At 68.8% G+C, this 25,133-nt stretch carries 25 protein-coding genes; 12 read left to right on the forward strand and 13 right to left on the reverse strand.

All coding sequences use genetic code 11. From position 1 onward, the window contains the following. Nucleotides 1-82: 82 nt before the first annotated feature. Nucleotides 83-1,924 (reverse strand): dihydroxy-acid dehydratase, encoded by a 1,842-nt coding sequence (gene ilvD, locus V8688_RS10595; RefSeq protein ID WP_342800713.1) that lies wholly within the window; start codon nucleotides 1,922-1,924, stop codon nucleotides 83-85. A gap of 299 nt (nucleotides 1,925-2,223) precedes the next feature. After that, on the reverse strand, nucleotides 2,224-2,964 hold the full coding sequence (locus V8688_RS10600; protein ID WP_308248538.1) for a PH domain-containing protein: 741 nt from the start codon (nucleotides 2,962-2,964) through the stop codon (nucleotides 2,224-2,226). Nucleotides 2,965-3,310: 346 nt separating this feature from the next. Between V8688_RS10600 and V8688_RS10605 the strand changes: the two genes are divergently transcribed. The 6 genes from V8688_RS10605 to V8688_RS10630 all read left to right on the forward strand — a co-directional run bounded on the left by V8688_RS10605 (nucleotide 3,311) and on the right by V8688_RS10630 (nucleotide 10,625). Further along, nucleotides 3,311-5,251, forward strand: coding sequence for an acetolactate synthase large subunit (locus V8688_RS10605; protein WP_218719206.1), 1,941 nt, complete (start codon nucleotides 3,311-3,313; stop codon nucleotides 5,249-5,251). After that, nucleotides 5,248-5,751, forward strand: coding sequence for an acetolactate synthase small subunit (ilvN, locus tag V8688_RS10610; protein ID WP_019048314.1), 504 nt, complete (start codon nucleotides 5,248-5,250; stop codon nucleotides 5,749-5,751). Before V8688_RS10605 ends, ilvN begins: the two co-directional genes overlap by 4 nt. A 50-nt stretch (nucleotides 5,752-5,801) precedes the next feature. Then, nucleotides 5,802-6,803, forward strand: coding sequence for a ketol-acid reductoisomerase (gene ilvC / locus V8688_RS10615; protein ID WP_186817432.1), 1,002 nt, complete (start codon nucleotides 5,802-5,804; stop codon nucleotides 6,801-6,803). A gap of 137 nt (nucleotides 6,804-6,940) precedes the next feature. Then, nucleotides 6,941-8,305 carry a DUF2252 domain-containing protein gene (locus V8688_RS10620; protein ID WP_316575633.1) on the forward strand — a complete coding sequence of 455 codons (1,365 nt, stop codon included), beginning with the start codon at nucleotides 6,941-6,943 and terminating at the stop codon, nucleotides 8,303-8,305. 27 nt (nucleotides 8,306-8,332) lie between these two features. After that, a complete protein-coding gene (locus tag V8688_RS10625) occupies nucleotides 8,333-9,220 on the forward strand; it encodes a MoxR family ATPase (protein ID WP_342800714.1) in 888 nt (295 codons plus the stop codon). Nucleotides 9,221-9,236: 16 nt separating this feature from the next. Beyond that, on the forward strand, nucleotides 9,237-10,625 hold the full coding sequence (locus V8688_RS10630) for a VWA domain-containing protein (protein WP_342800715.1): 1,389 nt from the start codon (nucleotides 9,237-9,239) through the stop codon (nucleotides 10,623-10,625). Between the two features lie 12 nt (nucleotides 10,626-10,637). Here the strand turns inward: V8688_RS10630 and V8688_RS10635 are convergent, their stop codons facing one another. Together V8688_RS10635 and V8688_RS10640 are read right to left on the reverse strand one after the other, a co-directional pair. Continuing rightward, nucleotides 10,638-11,090 (reverse strand): nitroreductase family deazaflavin-dependent oxidoreductase, encoded by a 453-nt coding sequence (locus V8688_RS10635; RefSeq protein ID WP_218719209.1) that lies wholly within the window; start codon nucleotides 11,088-11,090, stop codon nucleotides 10,638-10,640. Nucleotides 11,091-11,137: 47 nt separating this feature from the next. Then, a complete protein-coding gene (locus V8688_RS10640; protein WP_218719210.1) occupies nucleotides 11,138-11,593 on the reverse strand; it encodes a carboxymuconolactone decarboxylase family protein in 456 nt (151 codons plus the stop codon). Between the two features lie 178 nt (nucleotides 11,594-11,771). Here V8688_RS10640 and V8688_RS10645 point away from each other — a divergent pair, with 178 nt between their 5' ends. Continuing rightward, on the forward strand, nucleotides 11,772-14,279 hold the full coding sequence (locus V8688_RS10645) for a tetratricopeptide repeat protein (RefSeq protein ID WP_342800716.1): 2,508 nt from the start codon (nucleotides 11,772-11,774) through the stop codon (nucleotides 14,277-14,279). Here V8688_RS10645 and V8688_RS10650 read toward each other — a convergent pair. Beyond that, nucleotides 14,239-14,772: a DinB family protein gene (locus V8688_RS10650; protein WP_316575630.1), complete on the reverse strand. Its 534-nt coding sequence runs from the start codon at nucleotides 14,770-14,772 to the stop codon at nucleotides 14,239-14,241. The two genes, V8688_RS10645 and V8688_RS10650, sit on opposite strands and share 41 nt — an antisense overlap. Nucleotides 14,773-14,862: 90 nt before the next feature. Here V8688_RS10650 and V8688_RS10655 point away from each other — a divergent pair, with 90 nt between their 5' ends. Beyond that, nucleotides 14,863-15,819, forward strand: a complete 957-nt coding sequence (locus V8688_RS10655) for a YafY family protein (protein ID WP_342800717.1) — start codon at nucleotides 14,863-14,865, stop codon at nucleotides 15,817-15,819. Between the two features lie 3 nt (nucleotides 15,820-15,822). Here V8688_RS10655 and V8688_RS10660 read toward each other — a convergent pair whose 3' ends face one another. From V8688_RS10660 to V8688_RS10675, 4 genes are all read right to left on the reverse strand, one after another. Continuing rightward, nucleotides 15,823-16,215 (reverse strand): hypothetical protein, encoded by a 393-nt coding sequence (locus tag V8688_RS10660; protein ID WP_342800718.1) that lies wholly within the window; start codon nucleotides 16,213-16,215, stop codon nucleotides 15,823-15,825. A 114-nt stretch (nucleotides 16,216-16,329) separates the two neighbouring features. Next, nucleotides 16,330-16,572: a hypothetical protein gene (locus tag V8688_RS10665; protein ID WP_218719217.1), complete on the reverse strand. Its 243-nt coding sequence runs from the start codon at nucleotides 16,570-16,572 to the stop codon at nucleotides 16,330-16,332. Nucleotides 16,573-16,648: 76 nt separating this feature from the next. Further along, nucleotides 16,649-17,650, reverse strand: coding sequence for a hypothetical protein (locus tag V8688_RS10670; protein ID WP_342800719.1), 1,002 nt, complete (start codon nucleotides 17,648-17,650; stop codon nucleotides 16,649-16,651). Between the two features lie 319 nt (nucleotides 17,651-17,969). Further along, on the reverse strand, nucleotides 17,970-19,175 hold the full coding sequence (locus V8688_RS10675; RefSeq protein ID WP_342800720.1) for a hypothetical protein: 1,206 nt from the start codon (nucleotides 19,173-19,175) through the stop codon (nucleotides 17,970-17,972). 9 nt (nucleotides 19,176-19,184) lie between these two features. Between V8688_RS10675 and V8688_RS10680 the strand changes: the two genes are divergently transcribed. Beyond that, nucleotides 19,185-19,460 (forward strand): hypothetical protein, encoded by a 276-nt coding sequence (locus tag V8688_RS10680; protein ID WP_218719291.1) that lies wholly within the window; start codon nucleotides 19,185-19,187, stop codon nucleotides 19,458-19,460. Between the two features lie 238 nt (nucleotides 19,461-19,698). On the opposite strand, the gene V8688_RS10685 is transcribed toward V8688_RS10680, so the two are convergent. Together V8688_RS10685 and V8688_RS10690 are read right to left on the reverse strand one after the other, a co-directional pair. Continuing rightward, complete coding sequence (locus V8688_RS10685) at nucleotides 19,699-20,670, reverse strand: HNH endonuclease (protein WP_342800721.1); 972 nt, start codon at nucleotides 20,668-20,670, stop codon at nucleotides 19,699-19,701. 33 nt (nucleotides 20,671-20,703) lie between these two features. Next, the gene (locus V8688_RS10690) at nucleotides 20,704-21,348 is read right to left on the reverse strand and encodes a hypothetical protein (RefSeq protein WP_316575619.1); all 645 of its coding nucleotides are present in this window, start codon (nucleotides 21,346-21,348) and stop codon (nucleotides 20,704-20,706) included. A gap of 65 nt (nucleotides 21,349-21,413) precedes the next feature. Between V8688_RS10690 and V8688_RS10695 the strand changes: the two genes are divergently transcribed. Further along, nucleotides 21,414-21,839 (forward strand): NUDIX domain-containing protein, encoded by a 426-nt coding sequence (locus V8688_RS10695; protein ID WP_342800722.1) that lies wholly within the window; start codon nucleotides 21,414-21,416, stop codon nucleotides 21,837-21,839. Here the strand turns inward: V8688_RS10695 and V8688_RS10700 are convergent. Further along, entirely contained in the window at nucleotides 21,836-23,125 is a 1,290-nt protein-coding gene (locus V8688_RS10700; protein ID WP_342800723.1) for a hypothetical protein, read from the reverse strand. The genes V8688_RS10695 and V8688_RS10700 overlap by 4 nt on opposite strands. Nucleotides 23,126-23,410: 285 nt before the next feature. On the opposite strand from V8688_RS10700, the gene V8688_RS10705 reads away from it, so the two are divergent. Continuing rightward, on the forward strand, nucleotides 23,411-23,614 hold the full coding sequence (locus V8688_RS10705; RefSeq protein ID WP_218719230.1) for a cold-shock protein: 204 nt from the start codon (nucleotides 23,411-23,413) through the stop codon (nucleotides 23,612-23,614). A 112-nt stretch (nucleotides 23,615-23,726) separates the two neighbouring features. Here V8688_RS10705 and V8688_RS10710 read toward each other — a convergent pair whose 3' ends face one another. After that, entirely contained in the window at nucleotides 23,727-24,509 is a 783-nt protein-coding gene (locus V8688_RS10710; RefSeq protein ID WP_218719231.1) for an MHYT domain-containing protein, read from the reverse strand. A 408-nt stretch (nucleotides 24,510-24,917) separates the two neighbouring features. Between V8688_RS10710 and V8688_RS10715 the strand changes: the two genes are divergently transcribed. Continuing rightward, nucleotides 24,918-25,121: a cold-shock protein gene (locus V8688_RS10715; RefSeq protein ID WP_014987157.1), complete on the forward strand. Its 204-nt coding sequence runs from the start codon at nucleotides 24,918-24,920 to the stop codon at nucleotides 25,119-25,121. Nucleotides 25,122-25,133 lie beyond the last annotated feature (12 nt).

The raw sequence follows: 25,133 nt of genomic DNA on the forward strand, positions 1-25,133 counted from the left end.
CCGAGTCGAGCTGACCGAGCAGTGCGCCGCCGGTCGCGAAACGCGACCGGCGGCGCACTGCTCGCTCTGGCGGGTAAGGCGATTACGGCACCTTGCGGACGGCACCCTTGTCGGCCGAGGTGGCCAGCGCCGCGTAGGCGCGCAGGGCCGTGGTCACCGGGCGGACGCGGTCCGCCGGCTGCCACGGCCGCTCCGAGGCCTCCATCTTGGCGCGGCGCTCGGCCAGCACCTCGTCGGAGACCAGGACCTCGAGCGCGCGGGTGTGCACGTCGACGCGGATGCGGTCACCGTTCTCGATCAGGCCGATCACGCCACCCTGGGCGGCCTCGGGGGAGATGTGGCCGATCGACAGGCCCGAGGTGCCGCCGGAGAAGCGGCCGTCGGTGATCAGCGCGCACACCTTGCCCAGGCCCGCGCCCTTCAGGAAGGCGGTGGGGTGCAGCATCTCCTGCATGCCGGGGCCGCCGGAGGGGCCCTCGTAGCGGACGACGATCACGTCGCCGGGCTGGATCTTCTTGCCCAGGATCATCGAGACCGCTTCCTCTTGGGACTCGACCACCACGGCCGGTCCCTCGAAGGTGAACAGTTCCTCGTCGATGCCCGCGGTCTTGAGGATCGCGCCGTCCGGGGCGATGTTGCCGCGCAGCACGCACAGCCCGCCCTCGACGGTGTAGGCGTGCTCGATGTCACGGATGCAGCCGCCCGCGGCGTCGGTGTCCAGCGAGGACCAGCGGTTGCTGGTGGAGAACGGCTCGACGGTGCGCACGCCACCGGGCGCGGCGTGGAACAGCTCGATCGCTTCCTCGGAAGCCTTGCCCGAGCGGATGTCCCAGGTGTCGAGGAATTCCTCGTAGTCGGCGGTGTGCACGGTGGTCACGTCGGTCTCGAGCAGCCCACCGCGACGCAGTTCGCCGAGGATGGCGGGGATGCCGCCGGCGCGATGCACGTCCTCCATGTGGTAGTCCGAGTTCGGCGAGACCTTCGACAGGCACGGCACCCGGCGGCTGATCTCGTCGATGGTGCTCAGATCGAAGTCGATCTCGCCCTCCTGCGCGGCGGCGAGGGTGTGCAGCACGGTGTTGGTGGAACCGCCCATGGCGACGTCGAGGGCCATCGCGTTGCGGAAGGCCTTGGCGTTGGCGATATTGCGGGGCAGGACCGAGGCGTCGTCGTCCTGGTACCAGCGCTTGGCGATGTCGACGATGACGGTGCCCGCCCGCTCGAACAGCGCGCGGCGCGCCGAGTGCGTGGCCAGCGTGGAGCCGTTGCCCGGCAGGGCCAGGCCCAGCGCCTCGGTGAGGCAGTTCATCGAGTTGGCGGTGAACATGCCCGAACACGAACCGCAGGTCGGGCAGGCCGAGCGCTCGACCTCGTCGAGGCCTTCCTCGGAGACGGCCTGGCTGGCGCTCGCCGAGATGGCGCTGACCAGGTCCAGCGGCGCGTGCGCGACACCGTCGACGACCACCGCCTTGCCCGCCTCCATCGGGCCGCCGGAGACGAACACGGCCGGGATGTTGAGCCGCATGGCGGCGTTGAGCATGCCGGGAGTGATCTTGTCGCAGTTGGAGATACACACGAGCGCGTCGGCGGTGTGCGCGTTGGCCATGTACTCGACCGAGTCGGCGATGATCTCGCGCGAGGGCAGCGAGTAGAGCATGCCGCCGTGGCCCATGGCGATGCCGTCGTCGACGGCGATGGTGTGGAACTCGCGCGGCACGCCGCCCGCGGCGCGCACGGCCTCGGCGACGATGTCGCCCATGTTCTTGAGGTGCACATGGCCGGGAACGAATTGGGTGTAGGAGTTCGCGATCGCGATGATCGGCTTACCGAAATCGGAGTCGGTCATGCCGGTGGCGCGCCAGAGCGAGCGGGCGCCCGCGGCATTGCGGCCGATGGTGGTGGTGCGTGAGCGAAGCGGTGGCATGGGGGAGTCCTCGTAGTGTCGCTGGGTGCGTCCAAGCGTGCGCGCAGGGGGCTGACCTGCGCCGCACAAGGCGAGTGCGCGGTGCGTCCGGCAAGCCTGCACGTTACTCCGGCGCGCGGTGGTCGCGTCGCGCCGGTGGTGGGTGCGGGTGGGTGCCGGAACCGGGCTCGAGGCGGGAGTGTCGCTCCGGAAGGTGTCGCCGCGGTGGTGCCGTCGGCGCGGGGTGCCCGGGTGCCGTCAGCGTACCCCTGCAACCGCAGGCGGCGCCGTGCCGATTCCCACAGTGACGGAGCCGACCCTCACTCCGCGGTGCCGGGCTCCTCGGCTTCGGACTGCTCGGCCTTCTTCGCCTCGGCCGCCCGCTCGGCGGCGACGCGCTCGGCCTCGGCCTGCTCGGCGGCGGCGAACACATCGGGCAGGCGGCCACCGGAGGCGTCGATCAGTTCACGCAACCGGTCGTAGCCCACCGCGGGCAGCCGGACCTCGGAGTCGTCGGCCAGCCGTGCCTTCACCGCGCCACGCTTGGGAATGCTGATGCCCTTGACCTGTGCCCAGTCGAGGTGTTTCGTGCCGACCATCGTGCTCAGGTCCAGGCCCGCGTCGGAGATCGTGGTGTGCGTCCGCACGACCCACCAGATCGCCACGAGCGGGAGCAGCAGCAGCCACCACAGTCCCGCCGGCCAGCCGACGAACGGGAAGAACACGCAGAACGCGAGCACCAGCACGCCGATGTAGGCCAGGCGCGGCACCCCGATGACGTGCACGCCCGGCGTGGGCGTGGTCGACCTGCGCGGCACCAGCAGCCAGACGACGACCGCGGTGGGCACGATCAGCCCGATCCGCAGGCCCAGCGACCAGTCCTGCACGGTGCCGACGACGACGAAGATCAGGTACGCGAGCACCACCGCGGCGATGGCCGCGAGCCTGCCCGGGCTCGCCGAGCGCAGGCCGCCGGGTCGCGAGGAGCGACCCGTATCGGTTCCCTCGGCGGCGGTGTGGGACGATTTAGCCGGTGGCACGGACTGATGCGGTGATGACACCCTCCTATCCTCGCATCCTGGTACACGGACCCACGCAACCACTCACGTCCCACATAATGGGACGCAGAGAGTAGTCTGTTTGACTCTTCGGCTCACGCGCGCCTAACGTCGTGCTCGTGAATCGAACCGAGTTGCTCGTAATCGGCCGGCGCGTCCAGCGTTGAGCCTGACTGCCTGAGTCGAATACGTCAGCTCGCGTTGCGACGCGCCACCCTCGAACAGCCATGGCTGGTCGGGGGCTTTTTTGTGTTCGGGCATTACCCGACGCGGCGGGTCGCAAGGCACCGCGTGTCAGGCACACCAAGTGTTGTCCGGGGTCAGAACGACAAAGTTAGGAACGAAGACGGTGAGTGCACCAACCGCACGGCCCGGGCCATCGGCCCGCAGGTCAGCGCCTTCAGCGGGACAGTCGAACCAGACTGGTAGCCCGGCGACCAACCCCACCCGCCGCCAGGTCGCGCCCGAGCGCGTCACCGGCGCGCAGTCGGTGGTCCGGTCCCTCGAAGAGCTCGACGTCGACACCGTATTCGGCATTCCCGGCGGCGCGGTCCTGCCCGTCTACGACCCGCTGTTCGATTCCACCAAGGTCCGCCACGTCCTGGTGCGTCACGAGCAGGGCGCCGGTCACGCGGCGACCGGCTACGCGCAGTCCTCGGGCAAGGTCGGTGTGTGTATGGCCACATCGGGCCCCGGCGCCACCAACCTGGTGACCCCGCTGGCCGATGCCCAGATGGACTCGGTCCCGATCGTGGCGATCACCGGTCAGGTGCCGTCGAGCCTGGTCGGCACCGACGCGTTCCAGGAAGCCGACATCTCCGGCATCACCATGCCGATCACCAAGCACAACTTCCTGGTCAAGGACCCGATCGACATCCCGCGCATCCTGGCCGAGGCGTTCTACCTCGCCGCCTCGGGCCGTCCCGGCGCCGTCCTGGTCGACATCACCAAGGACGCTCTGCAGGCCCAGACCACGTTCTCGTGGCCGCCGGAGATGCGGCTGCCCGGCTACCGTCCGGTCACCAAGCCGCACGGCAAGCAGGTGCGCGAGGCCGCCAGGATGATCCTGGAGTCCAAGTCGCCGGTGCTCTATGTCGGTGGCGGTGTCATCAAGTCCGACGCCTCGGCCGAGCTGCTGGAGCTGGCCGAGCTGACCGGTATCCCGGTGGTCACCACTCTGATGGCGCGGGGCGCGTTCCCCGACAGCCACACCCTGAACATGGGCATGCCCGGCATGCACGGCACCGTCGGCGCCGTGGCCGCGCTGCAGAAGTCGGACCTGCTGATCACCCTCGGCGCCCGCTTCGACGACCGCGTGACCGGTCAGCTGGACTCCTTCGCCCCCGACGCGAAGGTCATCCACGCCGACATCGACCCGGCCGAGATCGGCAAGAACCGCCACGCCGACGTCCCGATCGTGGGCGACGCGCGTGAGGTCATCGTCGAGCTGATCGAGACCCTCAAGGCCGATCCGCAGTCCGGCGCCGCCCCGCTGCTGAACCTGACCGAGTGGTGGGCCTACCTCAGCGGGATCCGCGACAACTACCCGCTGGGCTGGAAGACGCCCAGCGACGGTTCGCTCTCGCCGGAGTTCGTCATCGAGACGCTGGGCCGGCTGGCCGGTCCCGACGCCGTGTACTGCGCGGGCGTCGGTCAGCACCAGATGTGGGCCGCGCAGTTCATCAAGTACGAGAAGCCGCGCACCTGGCTGAACTCCGGTGGCCTCGGCACCATGGGCTACGCGGTTCCCGCGGCCATGGGCGCCAAGATGGGCACCCCGGAGAAGGAGGTCTGGGCGGTCGACGGTGACGGCTGCTTCCAGATGACCAACCAGGAGCTGGCCACCTGTGCCGTCGAGGGCGTGCCGATCAAGGTCGCGCTGATCAACAACGGCAACCTCGGCATGGTCCGCCAGTGGCAGACCCTGTTCTACGAGCAGCGCTACTCCAACACCGATCTCGGCACGCACACCCTGCGCATCCCCGACTTCGTGAAGCTGGCCGAGGCCCTGGGCTGCGTCGGCATCCGGGTGGAGAAGGAAGAGGATGTCGAGGCCGCGATCCGGCAGGCGCAGGCGATCAACGACCGCCCGGTCGTGATCGATTTCATCGTCGGCAAGGACGCCCAGGTGTGGCCGATGGTCGCCGCGGGCACCAGCAACGACGAGATCATGTTCGCCCGCGGCATCCGCCCGCTCTTCGACGAGGACGAGCAGGTCTCCGAGCCCGCCGTCATCCACGAGGCGATGGAGCGCGAGCAGGCGGCCTTCGAGAAGGGTTCCCAGGAATGAGCACCACCCACACCCTGAGCGTTCTCGTCGAGGACAAGCCGGGCGTGCTGGCGCGTGTCGCGAGCCTGTTCTCGCGCCGCGGCTTCAATATCGAGTCGCTGGCGGTCGGCGGCACCGAGATCCCCGAGATCTCGCGCATGACGATCGTCGTGACCGTCGACGATCTGCCGCTCGAGCAGGTCACCAAGCAGCTCAACAAGCTGATCAACGTCATCAAGATCGTGGAGCAGGACGCCGACGCCTCGGTGGCCCGCGAACTGATCCTGGTGAAGGTGCGGGCCGACGCGTCGGTGCGCACCCAGGTGATCGAAGCCGTGCAGTTGTTCCGCGCCAAGGTGATCGACGTCTCGCCCGACGCGCTGACCATCGAGGCCACCGGCACCCGGTCCAAGCTGGATGCCCTGCTGCGCATGGTCGAGCCCTACGGCATTCGCGAGATCGTGCAGTCGGGCGTGGTCGCAGTCGGACGCGGTCCGAAGTCGATCACGGCCACCCGCTAACTTTTACCCACCAGAAATTATCCAGAAGGGACTCCACAGTGGCAGTCGAGATGTTCTACGACGACGACGCTGACCTGTCGATCATCCAGGGCCGCAAGGTCGCCGTGATCGGCTACGGCAGCCAGGGCCACGCGCACTCGCTGAGCCTGCGCGACTCCGGTGTCGACGTCCGCGTCGGCCTCGCTGAGGGTTCGAAGTCGCGGCCGAAGGCCGAAGAGGCCGGGCTGACCGTCGGCACCCCCGCCGAGGTCTCCGAGTGGGCCGACGTGATCATGGTGCTGGCGCCCGACACCGCCCAGGCGTCGATCTTCACCAACGACATCGAGCCGAACCTGAAGGACGGCGACGCGCTGTTCTTCGGCCACGGCCTCAACATCCACTTCGGTCTGATCAAGGCTCCGGCCAACGTCACCGTCGCGATGGTCGCCCCGAAGGGCCCCGGCCACCTGGTGCGCCGTCAGTTCGCCGACGGCAAGGGCGTTCCGGCCCTGATCGCCGTCGACCAGGACCCGACCGGCGAGGGCCAGGCGCTGGCGCTGTCCTACGCCAAGGGCATCGGCGGCACCCGCGCCGGCGTCATCAAGACCACCTTCAAGGAAGAGACCGAGACCGACCTGTTCGGTGAGCAGGCCGTCCTCTGTGGTGGCACCGAGGAGCTGGTCAAGACCGGTTTCGAGGTCATGGTCGAGGCGGGCTACGCCCCCGAGATGGCCTACTTCGAGGTCCTGCACGAGCTGAAGCTGATCGTCGACCTCATGTACGAGGGCGGCATCGCGCGCATGAACTACTCGGTGTCCGACACCGCGGAGTTCGGTGGCTACCTGTCCGGTCCGCGCGTCATCGACGCCGACACCAAGGAGCGCATGAAGGCGATCCTCAAGGACATCCAGGACGGCACCTTCGTCAAGCGCCTCGTCGCCAACGTCGAGGGCGGCAACAAGGAGCTCGAGGGTCTGCGCAAGGAGAACGCCGAGCACCCGATCGAGGTCACCGGCGCCAAGCTGCGCGGCCTGATGAGCTGGGTCGATCGCCCGATCACCGAGACCGCGTAAGTTCTCGCTGTTCGCTGTCGAAGGGCCCGTTCGCCGCGCGCGAGCGGGCCCTTCGCCATCGATTTGCCGCTCGGCCGCTGAGGTCGGGTTCGGCGCGCGTCCTTGCTGTTGATCACCGATAGCGCGAGACTTGCTCGATGACGAATCAGACGGTGGAGGACTTCGCGGACGAAGCGGTCGCACAGGGCAAGGCGGCGCGCAAACGGATCTCGCGCTCGGAACTGGGGGAGTGGGGCGCGGGGCCGGACCGGGAGGATCCGGTCACCATTCTGGAGCGTCAGGCCATGACCAGGGTGCCGGAGCTGGTGCCCATCCGGTATGCCCGGATGAGTCTGTCCCCGTTCACCTTCCTGCGCGGCGCGCCCGCGATCATGGCGGCGGATCTGGCCAAGAGCGCCAACACCGGCCTGACGGTGCAGCTCTGCGGTGACGCCCACCTGTCGAACTTCGGGCTCTACGCCTCGCCGGAGCGCAACCTGGTCTTCGACGTCAACGATTTCGACGAGACCCTGCCCGGTCCGTTCGAGTGGGACGTCAAACGCCTCGCGGCCAGTGTCGCCGTGGCCGCTCGCGACAACGGGTGCGAGGACGATCGGGCCGCCACCGCCGTCGAAGCCGCCGCCCGCGGCTACCGCGAGGCCATGCACATGCTCGCCGAGGCCGACAGCATGTCGGTTTGGTACGAGCGGGTCGACGCCGAGCAGGTCTACGACCTGATTCAGAAGCCGAAGGTGCGCAAGAAGCTCGACCGTGCCATCAGCACCGCCCGCGGTAAGACGAGTCTGCAGGCGCTGAACAAGCTCACCGAGCCCGACGCGAACGGTATTCCACGTATCAAGAACCAGCCGCCGCTGCTGGTGCCGATCGAGGTGCCGGACGAGAAGATCATCAAGGAGGTCTTCGCCGACTTCCGCCGTAGCCTGCCCGACGAGCGCCGGATCCTGCTCGACCGGCACCGCCTGGTGGATCAGGCGATGAAGGTGGTCGGTGTCGGCAGCGTCGGCACCCGGTGCTTCATCGCGTTGATGATGGACAAGGAGACGGGCAGCCCGCTGTTCCTGCAGCTCAAGGAGGCCGAGACCTCGGTGCTGGCGCCGCACCTGAATCCGAGCAAGTATCACCACCAGGGGCATCGGGTGGTGGTCGGGCAGCGATTGATGCAGTCGGCCAGCGATGTCTTCCTGGCCTGGGCGACCGGGCCGGCCGGCCGGTTCTTCTACATGCGGCAGCTGCGCGACATGAAGGGCTCCGCCGACGTCGCCAATCAGACCCACAGCGAGCTGGCCCAGTACGCGGAGCTGTGCGGCTCGGTGCTGGCCCGTGCGCACGCGCGCTCCGGCGATCGCGTCGCCATCGCCGCCTACCTCGGCAAGGGCGACGTTTTCGATCGCGCGATGGGCGAGTTCGGCCTCGCCTACGGCGACCAGACCCTCGCCGACCGCCACTCTCTGCTCGCCGCCATCGACTCCGGCCGCATCACCGCGGCCCCGCACGCCTACTGAGGTCCTCGCCGCCTACACTGGTTACCGATGAGTAAGTTCTTTGCCTCGGTGGACCAGGTGCAGGACCGGCTGACCGCGGCCGGCTACCTGCCGTCCCTCGACATCGCGACCGCGGTCTTCCTGGCCGATCACCTCGGCAAGCCCCTGCTGATCGAGGGGCCCGCGGGCGTCGGCAAGACCGAGCTCGCCAAGGCCGTCGCCGCGGCGGTCTCGGCCGAGCTCATCCGCCTGCAGTGCTACGAGGGCATCGACGAGGCCCGCGCGCTCTACGAGTGGAACCACGCCAAACAGCTGCTGCGGATCACCGCGACCTCGGGGGAGACCTGGGAGGGCACCCGCGACCACGTCTTCACCGAGGAGTTCCTGCTCGCCCGTCCGCTGCTGGCCGCCATCCGCAACCCCGATCCGACGGTGCTGCTGATCGACGAGCTCGACAAGGCCGACGTGGAGCTGGAGGGCCTGCTGCTGGAGGTGCTCGGCGATTTCCAGGTGAGCATTCCCGAGCTCGGCACGGTCACCGCCGTGCGCAAGCCCTTCGTGATCCTCACCTCCAACGCCAACCGCGACCTGTCCGAAGCGCTGAAGCGGCGCTGCCTGTACCTGCACATCGACTATCCGGCGGCCGAACTGGAGAAGGCGATCGTCCGGCTCAAGGTGCCCGAACTGGACGCGGACCTGGCCGAGCCGGTCGTGGCGACCGTGAGCGCGTTGCGGCAGCTGTCGCTGCGCAAGGCACCCTCGATCGCCGAGACCGTGGACTGGGCCAAGACCCTGGTCGCGCTGGGTAGCCGCACGCTCAGCGCGGGCGTTGTCCGCGCCACCCTGGGCGTGCTGCTGAAGTACCAGTCCGATCATCGGGTGGCGATCGAACGGCTCGGTCTCGACGATCGGACCGACGGCAGCGTGGCCCGATGACCGGCGCCGTGGCGTGGTGACCATCGTGGCGGCGCACGGCGGTGTCGAAGCACCGATGTCGGATCGCCTGGTCGGCTTCGTCGGGCTGTTGCGCGAACACGGCATCCACGCGGGCCCCAGCGAGACCGTCGACGCCGCGGCGACGATCGTCGCCCTCGGCACCGCAGACTCCCGGGTGCTGCGCTCGGGCCTGGCCGCCTGCCTGCTGCGCCGCAACGGCCAGCGCGCGGTGTTCGATCAGCTCTTCGATCTCTACTTCCTCGACGGCGCCCGGCCGGTCGCCGTGGCGGATGAGGATGCCGATCCGCTGCGCGAGCGGGTCATCGCGGCGCTGATTCAAGGCGCCGACACCGCCGAACTCGCCAGGGAGGCGCTCAATACCTTCGGTGCCTACGGCGGCGCGGGGGAGAGCGCGGGCCGGGTCACCTCGGCGTCGGGCGCGGGCTGGTCGTCGTATCTGACGATGAAATCGCTGCGCCCGGACGAGATCTCCGAACAGGTCGCGCAGACCATGGGCGGGACAGGCCAGTTCGACGCGGCGGTGCACACGATCGAGGCACGTCGCCGGGTGGAGCAGTTCCGCGCGCAGGTGCAGGCCGAGGCCCGGTTGCGCTCGGCGCAGCTGCGCGGCACCGACTACATCGCGCGCCGCGGCGTCGAATCCGGCGCGGACAGTACCGATTTCCTCGGTGCTCGCGAGCAGGACCTGGCCGAGATGCGGCGTCTGGTGCATCCGCTGGCCCGCAAGCTCGCCACCCGCCTGGCGGTGCGCCGCAAGAAGGCCGTGCGCGGGCAGATCGACCTGCGCCGCACCCTGCGCCGTTCGATGGCCACCGGTGGTGTCCCCATCGATCCGGTGCTGCGGGCCCGCCGCCACGGCCGCCCCGATCTCGTCGTGCTGGCCGATGTCTCGGGTTCGGTGACCGGTTTCGCCGAGTTCACCCTGCAACTGGTGCAGGCCCTGCAGGACCAGTTCAGCCGGGTCCGCAGTTTCGGCTTCGTCGACGTGTGCGCCGAGATCACCGACTACTTCACCCCCGGTGAACCGCCCCCGGCCGGCTTCGCGCGCGAGATCGTCCGCGACGCCGGCGTGGCCCGCTTCGGCTCCAGCAACTACGGCGAGGCCTTCCAGGGTTTCGTCGACCACTACCTCGACGCCCTGGGCCCACGTACCTGCGTGCTCATCCTCGGCGATGCCCGCACCAACCGCACCGACCCGAATCTGGCCGCGCTGCAAGCGATGACCGAACGGGCCAAGGCGGTGTACTGGCTCAATCCGGAGCCGTCGCGCTCGTGGTCGACCGGTGACTCGGCCGCCCACGTCTACACCGACATCGTCACCATGCACGAATGCCGCACGGTGCGGCAGCTGGCCGAGGTGATCGGCCGGCTGCTGCCCGCGTGAGTTCGCGTCCGGTCAGCGCGGGCTGAGCCGCACTACCGCGTACTCGTGCTCGCTCTTGGCCTGGTACTTGCCGTACCGGGGCTGCGCGGCGGTGATGGACTCCCAGGCCGTGGCCCGCGCCGCGCCGGTCAGCACGCGCGGGGTGACCGGCAGCGGTGCCTCGCCGGGCAGCTCGATGGTGGCCTGGTCCGGGTGTGCCATCAGGTTGAGGTGCCAGTCGGGGTGGCCGTTCTTGCCGCCCGAGGCCACCAGCAGCCAGGAGTCGCCGTCGGCGAACCAGGAGATCGGCGTCTGTCGCGGTTCGCCGCTGCGGCGGCCGATGGTGTGCAGGATCAGCACGTCCATGCCCATGAAGGTGCCGTGGCCCGAGCGGACCTTGCGGTTCATCCTGGCGTTCATCCGGTGCTGCATCCACCGGGAGAAACCCCCGTGCGAGCTCTTCTTGTGGGACTGGTTGGTGGTCATCTCGAAGGTTCCTTTCGGTGGATCAGGGGGTGGGGGTCGGACGGGGCTCAGCCCCAGGCGCCGGCGATCTGGCGGGTGGTGGCGTTGAGCCGGTTGAACATGTTGGTGACGCCGATCATCAGCACGATCGAGGCGAGCTGGCGCTCGTCGAAGTAGCTGGCGGCCGCGTCCCAGATCTCGTCGGTGACGGCGTTGGGACGGTCGGCCAGGCGGGTCGCCGCCTCGGCCAGCTCGAGGGCGGCGCGCTCCTCGTCGGTGAAGTACGGGGTCTCCCGCCAGGCGACGACGGTGGCGAGGCGATCCTCGCTGACGCCGGCTTTGCGGGCGGTCTTGGTGCCGCCGTCGACACAGGCGCTGCAGCCGTTGATCTGGCTGACCCGCAGGTGCACCAGCTCCAGGATCTCGCCGTCGACGCCGCCGGTCTGCACGGCCTTGAGGACCTGCTGGATCGGGCCCATCGCGTCGGTGAGGACCATGGCCGGGTTCTGCATCCGAGACTGCATGTCGTTCTCCTTGTTTCCCGTTGTTCTCCGCTGCTTGCGGTGTGACCCAATAACAGCCCGTCGTGCGCCGGAAAACGATGGCTGTGGGACACTGTGGGACAGTGGAAAACGGCCCTGACCTCCCGATTGTCCTCGGGAAACTTCCTGATCCGGGCCGGGACAGCGACAGTGGGAAACGGTGGTTGTGCAACAGCAGACGGCGAAGGCCTACCCGCAGGACGAACTCGCGGCGCGCCTGCGCCTGATCCAGGAGCTGTCGGGCCGCGGCGTGCGTGCGCTGGCTCGCGACACCGGGCTGAGCTCGTCGTCGTTGTCGCGCTACCTCAGCGGGCAGACGGTGCCGCCGTGGCCCGCCGTGCTGGAACTGTGCCGCCTGGTCAAACGCGATCCGCGTCCGCTGCGCCCGCTCTGGGAGCGCGCCAACAACCCGTTGCCCGCGCCGCCGAAGACCAGTCGCCAGGTCGCGCCGCCGAGCCCGCCCGCCGACGCCCCACCGCCGCCGCGTAACGACCTGCCCCGCGACGTCCCCGACTTCACCGGCCGGGAACAGGCGCTGGCCGATGTGCTGGCGGCCGTGCGAGCCGACCGCGTGGTCGCCATCGACGGCATGGCCGGCGTCGGCAAGACCTCCCTCGCCGTGCACGCCGCGCACCAGCTGACGGCCGACTACCCCGACGCCCAGCTCTATCTCGACCTGCACGGTTTCACCGACGGCCGCCAGCCGCTGGACCCCGACGCCGCCCTGCGTGCCCTGCTGGCCGCCCTGCAGGTGCCCTCGGAGAAGGTGCCGCAGGACGGTGGTGTCGAGTTGCGGGCGGCGTGCTGGCGCTCGGAGCTGGCCCGGCTGCGCGCGGTGGTCGTGCTCGACAACGTCGCCGACGCGGCGCAGGTCAGCCAGCTGCTGCCGGGCGCGGGCGAGTCGGTCGCCATCATCACCAGCCGCAATCGGCTGCTCGAGCTCGACGAGGTGCCGCCGGTGACCCTCGACGTGCTCACCGCCGAGGAGAGCGCCGAACTGCTGGTCCGGGCCAGTGGTGACGCGCGCGGACCCGACGGCAGGCTCGCGCGGGAGCCGGAGCAGGCCGCGGAGGTGCTGCGGCTGTGCGGCAATCTGCCGCTGGCGTTGCGGCTGGCCGCGGCCCGGTTGCGGCACCGTCCGGGCTGGTCGGTCGGCATCCTCGTCGAGCGAATGGCCGAGGGCGCCACCGAATTCGACACCGCGTTCGGCATGTCGGTGCGTCAGCTCAACCGGGATCAGCGCCGTCTGTTCCGGCTGCTCGGCCTGATCCCCGGCTCCACCTTCACCGACTATGTCGCCGCCGCGGTCGCCGACGTGCCGCTGCGCACCGCGCGCACCATGCTCGAGGATCTCCTCGACGCCCACCTGGTCCAGCAGCCGGCCGAGGGCCGCTACCGCCTGCACGATCTCGTCCGGCAGCACGCCCGCCACGCCACCTTCGAACACGATTCCGACGCCGACCGCGAGCGCGCGCTGGGCCGGGTCCTGGACTACTACGTGCACACCGCGGCCGCCGCCGACGCCGCGATGCCGTTCCTGTCGCCCACCCGCCCCGTCTCGGCGGGCTCGCCCCCGGCCGACCTACCGACCTTCCCCGGCCGCGACGCCGCGTTCTTCTGGTTCGTCTCCGAGTACACCAACCTGATGGCGGTGTTCTACGCGGCCGTCGAGGTGGGCGCGAACGTCCACGTGTGCGAGCTGCCGCGCTTCATGCGCGCGTTCTTCGCCCGGCGGTGCGGCACCACCCACCTCAATGCCCTGTTCGAGCAATCCCTGACCGCCGCACAGCATCTCGGTGACCCCCGCCAGCTCGCCGAAGCGCACAGCGACCTGGGTTTCGCCCGCTACAACGCGGGCCGGATGACCGAGGCGGCCGCCGCCTACGCCGCCGCCGCCCCGCTGGTCGCGGCCGCGGGCGACCCGCTGCCGCGCGCCGAGCTGACCATGCGCTGCGCCCAATTACGCTGGGACGAAGGCGATACCGAGGAACCACTCGAACTGTTCCGCCAGGCCCGCGACCTCTACGCGAGCAGCGGTTGCCCGATGAGCGCCGCCGACGCCATGGCCAGCGAGGCGTGGGCCATGCTGCAGCTGGGCCATCGCGAGCAGGCCGCCGAGCTGGCCCGCGAGGCGCTGGCGGTCCCCGCCGACAATCCGACCTGGCCGCCGTCGCTGCAGGCCCAGATCACCCTCGGTGTCGCGATCGCCGCCGACGCGCCGGAGGAGGCGCTCGCGCACCTGAGCAGCGCGCTGGCCTCGGCTCGCGCCGACGGCCACAAGCACAACGAGGCCTGGTGCCTGAACTGCCAGGGCGTCGCGCTGCGCCGGATGGGCCGCTACGAACAGGCCCTCGCCAGCCATCGGGAGGCGTTCGCCCTGCTCGACGACCTGTTCGAGGAGCACTGGAAGATCCACTTCCTCAACGGCTACGCCGAAACCTGCCGGCTGGCCGGTCTTCCCGACGAGGCGTTGCGCCTGTACCGGCAGACCCTGGAGCTGGCACCGAAACTCGGCTACCGCCTCGCCGAGGCGCTCGCGCACCAGGGTATCGCCGACGTGCTCGAACCCACCGACCCGAACGCCGCCGCCGAGCATCGCGCGGCGGCCCAGGCCATCCAGTCCGAGCTCAGCCCATCGACTTCGCTCCATCCAGCGATTCCCGAATGATGTCGGCGTGGCCGGAGTGCTGCGCCGTCTCGGTCATGATGTGCATGAACACCCGGCGCGCGCTCCAGCGTCCGCCGGGCTCGAACCACGGCGCCTCCGGCAGCGGCTGAGACACGTTCAGGTCCGGCAGCGTGCGCACCAGCTCGTCGGTGCGCGCGGCCACCTGCTCGTACTCGGCCAGCACGCCCGCGAGGGTCTCGTCCGGCAGCAGCACGAACTTGTTGCTCCACTCGGCGATCTCCGCCTCGCTCATCGAGGAGAAATCGGGTCCGGCCGCGGGCCCCTCGACGATGAACTTCGCCCAGTTCGCCTCGACCGCCGCCACGTGCTTGATCAGCCCACCCAGGGTGAGCTCGCTGGCGGTGGTCCGCATCCGGGCCTGCTCGTCGGTCAGCTCGCGGGTGGTGAAACGCAGGAAGTGGCGGTGCTTGGCCAGCATCTCCAGCAGGTCGGTGCGCTCGGTGTCGAGGAGGGGGGACGCGGTGGTGGTCATGAGCTGGTTTCCCTTCGTTGTCGGTATGAAAGCCAAGGTAGAACCCATTGCGGTCACTTTCTGTCCGCAATGTGCGGGAGAATGGAAAACATGGCCGACACGAGCGCTCGCACCCTCCGTCTGCTGTCTCTGCTGCAGACCCATCGCTACTGGCCGGGCACGGAACTGTCCGAGCGGCTCGGTGTTTCGCCACGGACGCTGCGCCGCGACATCGATCGTTTGCGTGAGCTCGGCTATCCGGTGGACGCCCGGCCCGGCGTCGACGGCGGCTACCAGCTCGCCGCGGGCGCCGCGCTCCCGCCGCTGGTCCTCGACGACGACGAGGCCGTCGCCATCACCGTCTGCCTGCAAGCCGGCTCCCAGGGCGCGGGCGACGGCCTGGCCGAACCGTCGGTCCGCGCCCTGGCCAAACTCGTCACTGTCCTGCCCACCCGCCTGCGCCGCCGGGTCGACGCGCTGCGCGCCATGACCGTCTCCGCCGGCTGGAACGCCGTCCCGCTCTCCGACGTCGACCCGGCCGTGCTCACCGACCTCGCGCTGACCTGCCGCGGCGAGGAACGTCTCACTTTCACCTACACCGCCGCCGACGGCCGCACCAGCGCGCGCGAGGTGGAACCGCACCGCCTGGTCTCGCTGGGCCGCCGCTGGTATCTCGTGGCCTACGACCTGACCCGCCACGACTGGCGCAACTTCCGCGTCGACCGTCTCACCGACTCCCGCGCCACCGGCATCCGGTTCCGCCCCCGCGACCTGCCCGCTCCGGACGCCGTCACCTTCGTCCGCGACGGAATGGGTTCGCGCCGAACGGGGTACACCGTCACCGCCGAGATCGAAGCGCCCGCCCTCGACGTCCACGCCCGCGTCGGCCGCTGGTGCGCCGTCACCGCGCTGCCCGCCGACCGCTCCCACATCGAGATGACCGTCGACAACCTCGACTGGCCGATCCTGTTGCTGGGCAAGGTGGAAGCCGAGTTCCGCGTCCTCGGCCCGCCGGAACTGACCGAGCGGCTGGCGGAATGGGGATCACGGTTCCGCGCCGTGTCGTAGTCCTCAGCTTCGGGTCACGCAGGGGTGATAGTCGGCGGAACCGGGCTCGATGGCATCGGGCGACACCGTCGCCAGCGTCACCAGCGCCGCGTACAGGCCGACCCCGACGAGCGTGAGCCCCGCCACCGGAATCGCCCCCACCTTCCACCGCGCGTCGCCGCGCGTCAGCGACACGATCAGCCCGGCCAGCAACACCACGGTGCCGATCAGCAACCCGGCCCCGAGCGAGTTCAGCAGCACCGCCCCGCCGGGAACGTCGACCGCCACCGCGCAGTGCGTCGCGAGCAGCTTTCGCTCTCGCTCGCCCAGCAGATGGTCCGCCGCGATCAACGCGCCGACCGCGCCACAGAATGCCGCCACCGCGGCACCGAAGAAGACCAACGGCCCGCGTGTCATTACCCGAACTCCTCGCATCGAAACGATGCGCTCATTCTGGGTATCCCACACCGCCGCTGGCAATTCCGCGCACAGCAGGGGCCTGCCCCCACGGGGAGAGCAGGCCCCGATCGATCAGTCGCAGCTACCGAAAGCGCCGTGCGGCAGCAGCTGATGCAGCCACTTGCGCAGCGGGTTGTGTCCGAGGTGCAGCCCGTTGTCGTGGTCGTGCCAGCCGCGGTCGACGAACTCGGCCGCAGCGGGCGGCTGCGCCGCGTGCGCGCCGGCCGGACCGGCGATACCGACGAGCGGGAGGGCGAGGAACGCGCCGGTCAGCGCGAGTCGGAGCAGGCGACGGTGGGATTGTTTCGAGCTCACAGGTGAATCCTTTCGAACCAGATCGTGCAGGCCTACACCCTGCCCCAGATTCGCGCCGCTGTCGTCCCCTGATCTGTCAGGCCCGGTATCCGTCCTGCGGACGATGATCCCGCGGTGGCTCGGCGGGGCGCTGATATCCCTGTGGTGCAGCCTGATTCGGTGCGAGGCTGTCGGGGCGCTGCGCGTCGGGCCGCAGCGGTGCGCTGGGGTAGGGCGTGGGCTGGGCTCCCGAGTGCAGCGCACCGAGCGCCGATTGGGCGCCCGCATGCGGGGCGCCGGGAGCTTGCTGCCCTCCTGCATCAAGTGCGTCGGGAACGGGCGGCATGCCGGGATATGGTGCACCGCCGGTGAACTGGGCCCCCGGAGGCTGGGCGTGGAGCGCTTGATGCGGTGCGCCCGGCCCTGGTCGGCCCGGCACACCGGCCGTCGACGGTATGCCGGGATGCCCGCCCAGCTCCCGCGTCCCCCTACCGCCGGGTGGTCGGGCCGCCTTGCACCACCGCCGGGTCGACGGCAGCACCGCGAGCACGAACGTCACCACCGGAAACACCAACAGCAGCACCGACACCATCCACGGCACACTGCGCTCCACCGAGAACAGCCCGTTGAACACCGACTGACCCAGCACCGCGTCCAGGTGACGCCCGATCGACAGGTCGTACTGGATCAGCTGGACCGCGGTCGACATCGCCGTCACTACATACGCGCCCAACGTCCCGACGCTTCCCAGCGCCACCAGTGTGGGCCCCGCCCCACGTCGCCGGAACAGCAGAATCGCCCCCACCGACAGCGACACCGCGGACAGCACATCGACCAGCAAGGTCGCCCCGGATACCACCGACACCCACCCCGGCGCGATCCCCCACCCGAACACCCCGGTCTCGCTCCGCGCCATCCTGAACAGCCCGAACAGCACCCCCACGGCCCCGGCGATTCCCCCGAGCAGCGCGAGCACCGCCGCCACCACGGCCGTCCCGCCACTGGCCGGCCGCTGATCGGCAACCCTGTTCATCCGCTCCTCCTCGCTGTTTCCGGTCGACCCCACCCTCTCCCGGATTCGCCCCGCTGTCTCGTCCACCGACACGCATCCAGCCCTCGAGTGAGCCCGCCGCCCTACCCAGTTACCCGGACTGGCGGTCGAATACACGAAGCCCCGGATCCCGTAGCCACGATGGTGTGGCGGTGCACTCGCTCTGTTTCGCGTGCCCTGCGGGAGCGAAGTCCGTCGAATGCGACCACCTCCGTTCGCCGATAGACCTCGGTGAGGGGCTTCGTGTACTCGCGAAGGCGAGTTCGGAGAAGTCGCTGATGTGGGCGATCGTCCTGTTGGTGGGTTCTCCGGAGGCCGTCGCGGCGGCCTCCGGTGGAACGAGGCGGCGGGCGAGGCACCTCCGTCATCAGCCGTTGCGATACCGCTGCATCCGTCGCCGCCGGAAGAACAACTGATCGACCGCGACCGGATCGACCGCGGCCGTGATGTCCGCCAACCGAGTGTCGTAGTGATGCTCGTGGATGCACCGATGCAGATGTGCCCGCCGCTCCGGCACCAGATCCGACCACACCGCGCCGAAACGCCCCTGCGCCTCCGGCCCCGACACCGCGACCAGATCGAGAAGCGCAGGCCAGGAACTGGTCTCGGTGGCGTGCGCCGGCAATTCCGCGACCGTCGCGTCCGACAGTGCCGCCAGCGCGTACCCGACCACACCCCGGATGGTGTCGTCCATCCGCGACATCAACGTGAACAGCCCCCGCCAGCTCCCCACATCACTGCGATCGTCGAGCGGCGCGACCAACCCGACGCCCACCCCCGGATCGGTGAACACCGAATTCCCCACCAGCGTCCACAACCCGAGCGGCGTGAGATGCCCGACTACCGTGAGGAACTCGGGCACCGCACCTACCTCGATCGCGTTGCGCACCAGATTCGCGACCTCCCGCTGCGGCGCGCTACCGAACAGCACGTCGCCGACCTGGCTGATCACATCCGGCGCACACCGCGAGAACACCGACAGCGCGGCGTGTTGCAGCGCGGGCCGCCCCGCCATCACCGCCTGCGCCATCCGCGGAATCCGCCGATGCGGCCCATCGAGCAACTGCCGGATCACCGAGCTCAGGATCTCGGAATCGTAGGAGTACGCGGCGGAGTGGATCAGCCCCGCGTCGTCGTGCACGTCCGCCTCGACCGCGGCGATCAGCTCCGGTGTGGCGCACGCCAGGAATGGCCCCGCCGTCACGTAGTCACACCGCCGCAGCAGCTCGTTGACGATCTCGACCACCGGCCCCGGCGGCGCCACATCCGCCAGCTGCGCGATCGCCCGCGGATCCAGGTAGGGCGCGCAATCCGCCGCGTACCCCGGATCGAGCATCATCAACGTCTCCGCGGCCTTGACCGGATGTTCCACCCCCACCGACCCCGCCGCCCGCCCGGTCGTCATCGGCGGAACCAGCCGCTGCACCAACGGAATCGAGATCGACAGCGGAATGAACGGCACCAGTGCGCTGATCCGCCGAAACGTCTCGGTGTGCTGATCGAACAGCACCCCCGCGATCTGCTGCTGCAACTCGTGCAACCGATCGGCCCCCAGATACCGCAGATGCTGCACCCGCTGAGGATGAACATGCAGCGTGCGAGCCAGCAGAATCAACTGCGCCCGCGTAGTCAGATCCGTCATCTGCCGCCGAACATGATCTTCTTCGTCACCGCGCGAAACGGCCGGGGCAACGCCCCCAACATCGAGTCGATCGACTTGTCCAACGCCTTCGCCTCGAACGTCACCGCCGCCCGCATCAACTCGAACAAGTCCCTGGCCTCATCAGCAGGCAAACTCTGTAGCGAGGGCAGCGCCACGGGCACGCCACCCTCACGGTCACTTCGATTCGTCATGTGACTCCTGGGTAACGCGAACTCACCCCCGAGGATGCCGCCTCCACCCGCCCCCGACCCCCAACTTCACGAAGATCTGTGCACAACAACGAAAACAACGACACGAATACATGTGAACCGACGTCCCACCGACGAAGTTTCCGCGGGATTCGCCTCTTGACAATGCCCAGAATGCCCGTCCTCGATGGTTCAGCCCGTCACGCAGGCGAATGAGGCGGTTTCGACAGCCGCGCAGGGTCTCGTCAGTCGACCTCGTCGTTGCCTGGTGACGCGAGGCTCGTCTGCACCGGGTGGATCGGCCACGCCACGTCCAGGCTGCCGGCGAAGCGCTCGAACCGGAGTCCAAGGCGATCCTTCGACGGCCGATGAGATTCCTGGTCCGGTAGTACGGCCAAAGGGTGACCATCGAGTTCACGGAACCCGTGGGTGATGACCGGTCCGCTGTCGGTGGAATCTCTCAATGTCTCGCTGATGTGCACTCGGTAGTCGGGAGAGATGCCCAAAAGGTCCGCGTCATATGCGGCGTGGTGGATTTTGCAGAGGGCCAGTCCGTTGTCGACCACGGGGTTGCCGTCGGATTCGGCATCACCGATGATATGCGCGCCATCCAGCAAAGGCGGAAAATCCAATCGGCATACGGCGCATCGCCATTGGTAGGCAACCAGCAGTCGACTCCGGAATTGTCGCTGATGTAGTCGACGCCGCTTTGTTTCCACGGAGTACCGCTTCTTGATCTCCGGATCTTCGGTGAGTGCGTCAAGGTCGACGGGCTCATCTCCGGTATCGAGAGAGATGATGACTCGACGGTTCTCGGGGTCGTCCTCGACGATGTAGACCGGGAACACGGGCTTGTAGCGGACCACTGACCCAGCCTTGAATCCGCGATGCCAGATGACCGGGAGTTTCAGCTCGAATGCTCTGCGTAGCTTCGTGTTGTCACCGTCGGTGGAACCCTCTCGGTAGGCATACGCGAACAGCCCATCTCCCAGATCTACGTCCGGATAGCTACTATCCGGCGTCGATAGGATGGACAGCGTGGCCATGAGGTCCCGCGGGTTCCAGATGCCCTTGCTACGATCTGCAATCCTGCAATGCGCACCATCAAGTTCGAAATACTCGAGATCGCGACGCTGCAGGATCGGCTTCACTACGAGCAGTTCTGCCAACTGAATGAAGATTTGTTCGCGAAATGCTCGCTCTGCCCCGAGGTCCACACCGGAAGTTTGCCACATTGCGACGGGATGGCGTCAATTCGTCGCGCGGACCTTGATGGCGTCGTGGGAGATGAGGACGTCGTATTCGCCGGGGGTGGCGATGACGGCGTTGCCGTAGGCGGATTTGACGAAGGGGGAGGTGTACCAGGTGCCGGTGTTCATGTCTTCGAAGAAGTCTCGGTCGCTGCCGTTGAGCATGATGTGGTCCTGGTGGGTGGCTTTGCCGTCGAGGCGCTGGCCGTAGAGGCGGGTGATCTTGTAGCCGGAGTGGAAGCCGAGGGCGTTGACCCAGGGGTGGAGTTCGACGATGTTGGCTTGCAGGGCCCAGAGGTTGCCTTCGACGCGGTGGGTGGTGCGGGTGTCGACGGCGCCGTCGTCGTCGAAGAGGGTCAGTTCGATGTCGAGTTGGTCGGACTGTCCGGCAACGGGTTTCGCGGTGACGTGGGCGGCGGTGATCTCGCCGGTCAGGCCCAGGTAGGTCTGGAGGAGGGTGGCGATCCAGAGCAGGAGGGTGGCGACGAGGAGCAGGGCCAGGCCGGGGGCGCCACGGCCCAGGATGGTCTTGAGGCCGCCGCGGCGGCGGGCCGCGAGGGCGGCGGAGACGAGCAGGGCTACGGCGAGTGCGAGCAGGGCGAGCAGGCCGATCTGGGCGAACCCGAAGGTCACCGGGAAACTCATGTACCGGTTGTACCCCGAATTCGGCTGTAACAGGGGTGGTCTCGGCATCTCGGTAGGGTGAATTCGTGGACAAGTATCGGGTACTCGTCGGCGTTCATCTGGTGCTGCTCGACGGTGACGGGCGGGTGTTGTTGGGGCGCAGGCTCGCTACCGGCTTCGGGGACGGGTTGTTCCATGTGCCCGCGGGGCATCTCGAGGCGGGGGAGTCGGCGGTGGCGGGGTTGATCCGGGAGGCGCGCGAAGAGGTGGGCGTCGAGATCGACGCCGGGGATGTGGCATTCGCGCATGTGCTGCACAGCGACGAGCGGGTGCAGATGTTCTTCGTCGTGCGGCGCTGGCGTGGGGAGGTTGTCAATCGGGAACCGGAGAAGTGTTCGGAGCTGCGGTGGTTCGATCCGGCACAGTTCCCGGCGGAGATCGTCGAATACTGCGAGGTCGGGGTGCGGGCGGCGCTGGCCGGGCGGGTGTTCTCCGAGTTGGGCTGGGACTAGACGGCTGGTCGGCGGCGCTGGATCAGCGCGATCGCGGCGGTGCAGGCGAGCGCGATGCCGATCGAGGCCGTCGCGGGGATCGGACCGCGGTCGACGTCGGCGGTGCGGTACCACGACGAGGAGTAGGCGAGGTGGCCGAATTCGTCGTCGCTCAACGCGACTCCGAGTGAGGGCACGAACAGGATCGACAGGCCGACGACGGCGGAGGTGGGACTCCCGGGGACCGCCGAGCCGACGCAGTATCCGCACACCGCGCCCAGCGCCAGACAGCCGACGGCGGCGTTGAGGGCCGCCGGCGGGTCGAGCAGGTCGGTGGCCAGCACGAACACCGACAGCGCGACCACGGTGGCCGCGGCGAGGATCGCGCGCGGTGCGCGCAGACCGACCAGCAGCCCGGCGCCGAGAGCGATCATGGTGCCCACGTCGACCAGGCCCGAGCGGGGCAGGGTGATGACGAGGCTGCCCGCCACGGCGAATGTGGTCATCAACAGCAGCAGGACGCCGTCGCGGTCGGGCAGGATCAGCGCGGCCGTCGTCGCGGCCGCCACGACGACGATCGCGCCGACGAGCACGTACGGGACGGTGATCTCGCGCACGGCCACCGCCAGTGACGCCGCCAGGATCGCCGAGAAGGCGATGACGGCGGCGAACACGGGCGCCAACGGGATCGCGGTGTCGAGGACCGGGCGCGGCGAGGTGGTGGTCGTCGCCGCGAAGTAGCCGAGGGCCAGGACGGTGGCCGCGATGAACCACAGCGGCAGGGTGCCGGCGAGGACGCCGTCGAAACCGGCCGAGGTCTCGTCGGTGGGCGCCTCGGTGAGGTCACCGAGCACGGTCGCGGCGGGCACGGCGAACAGGTACACCCCGCGCAACAGCGGGGCGGGCCAGACCGCGACGGCCAAGGCGCCCACCGCCATTCCGGCCAGGAGGGCGTCGACGAAGTTCAGGGTCGGCAGGGACAGGCCGGTGAAATGCGTGCTGTCGGCATTGCGGGCCAGGACCAGATGACTGAGCAGGATTCCCGCGAGCGCGACCAGTGCCGTCCACCGGGCCGTGCGCACGCTGCCGACGGCGACGGTGACCGCGGCGGTGATGACCGCGACGAACGCGCCGCCGGTCATCGCGCGCGGGATGTTGAACACCAGCAGGTCGACGTGGCGCGATTCGGCCAGAGCGGCGAAGCTGATCGGCAGCATGATGGCGAGGACGGCGACCGCGGCGGCCACGAACACCGTGACCGCTTCGGCAGCGGTCCGCAGCTCGGTGACGTTGGGCCGCCGGGTCATCGGGCGGCCCGCACGGGTGGTCGCGGGCTCTTCGGGCGTCGCGCGATGGGGGCGTGCACCGAATCTCCGTTCTCGCGACCGGCTGGGTCCGGGCGGACCTGCGAGGGAGTCTATCCAGGGCCGATGCGCGCGCGGGCGCACGTGAGGTCCGCCGCCGCCGTGTCGCGGGCCGGTCACCTGCCCGGTGGTGCCGCCGGTCGCCGCCGCCCTGCTGCCGGTGCCGGACCCAGGCATGCGACGATGAACGAATCTGCATGTCAGGTAAATGATTCGGAAGGTCGGTCGATGCCGAACGGCGTTGTGAGCTGGTTCGACAGCGGTAAGGGATTCGGGTTCATCACCCCCGACGCGGGCGGGCCCGAGGTGTTCGTGGAATACACCGAGCTGGTCGGTGCGGGGTTCCGCACGCTACGGGCGGGTCAGCGGGTGGAATTCGGGGTCAGGGAGACCCGGCGCGGACCGGAAGCACAGCACGTGCGGGTCGTCTAGTGACCCCGACGGCATAGATCGCCGTGTGGTCGCGGCCGGCGAGACGACCGCGCTGACGATCAGCAGCCGGGCGCTGAGCCGGAGTGTCTCCCCGGGGTACGACAGATTCGGCCTAGTTCTGGCCGCTCGGCCAGAACCGGCTCGCGCGCTGACCGTGCACGGGCCGGGCCAGGTTGGGGTCCTCGGCCTCGGTGATGCCGACCTGCATGAGCAGGATCATGGTGACCATGCTGATGCCGATGATCAGCGGGGTGAGCAGCTGGGTCGCGGTGGCGCCGGTGGCGTGGGCGACGTGGGCGCTGGTGTGCGCGCTCATCGAGAACATGCCGGTGTAGTGCATGCCGCAGACGGCGACGCCCATCAGCAGGGCGGCGCCGATGGTGGCGACGATGCCGTGAACGTGCAGCGCGAACCAGAGCGCGGCGGTGGCGGCGACGACGGCGATGACCATCGACACGGCCACCACGAACGGGTCGTAGACGATCTCGATGTCGGTCTTCATCGCGTACATGCCGGAATAGTGCATCGCGCCGACCCCGAGTCCGGTGATCGTCCCGCCCACCGGGAGAGCCGCGCTGTCCCAGCTGCGCCGCACCACGATGGACAGTCCGAGCCACACCACTCCCATCGCGACGGCGGCGCTGAACAAGGTGATCGGGACGTTGTAGCGGATGGTCGCGCCGTGGACGGAAAACCCGAGCATCGCGATGAAATGCATGACCCAGATTCCGGTCCCGCCGAGGGCGATCGCGGCCGCGGTGAGCCAGCCGCCGTGAGTACCGGAAGCGCGCGAGCGAACCATGCAACGCAGTGCCAGCATCGACCCGAGGACCGACATGAGATACGCCAGCAGCGGGGTTACCCAGCCGTAGGTGAAATGGTTGATGTCCAGCACTGTCTACTCCTTGCGTGATTTCTCCGCGAGGTGTGCGATCCCTCACGATCTCGGAAAATACGCTGGTAGAAAATTTGCCGTACTGGGTTTCTCGAAAATGTCTAGGGTTGCTGACGGTGATACGTCACCGTGCCGTAGAGATGTCGATGGTGAACCGTGCCAGTCGGTTTGCTCGGCGCTACCCAGCTAATCCGGCATCCGTGCCGCAACTGCCTCGGCATACGCCGAGCATCCGCTTCGTTGCCCGCCGCGCCCGCTGTGTGACAGCACCAGGTGGCAGCATCGGGGGGTTGGGTTCCTCACAGTCCGCGAGCTCGAGTGTGGAGGAATTCGTCGGATCATGGCATTGTTGAAGCCGAGACCGGGACCGGACTATTAGGACCTGGCTCGTCTACAGAAGGTTTTGAAATGGCTCAGGGCATTGTGAAGTGGTTCAACAGCGAGAAGGGCTTCGGCTTCATCGCGCAGGACGGCGGCGGACCCGACGTCTTCGTGCACTACTCGGCTGTTAGCGGCTCGGGCTTCCGCTCCCTCGACGAGGGTCAGCGTGTGGAGTTCGAGATCGGTCAGGGTCAGAAGGGCCCGCAGGCTCAGGACGTCCGCGTCCTCTGATTCTGCGCTTGA

Source organism: Nocardia sp. No.11 (assembly GCF_038752175.1).
Taxonomy (GTDB): Bacteria; Actinomycetota; Actinomycetes; order Mycobacteriales; family Mycobacteriaceae; genus Nocardia; species Nocardia canadensis.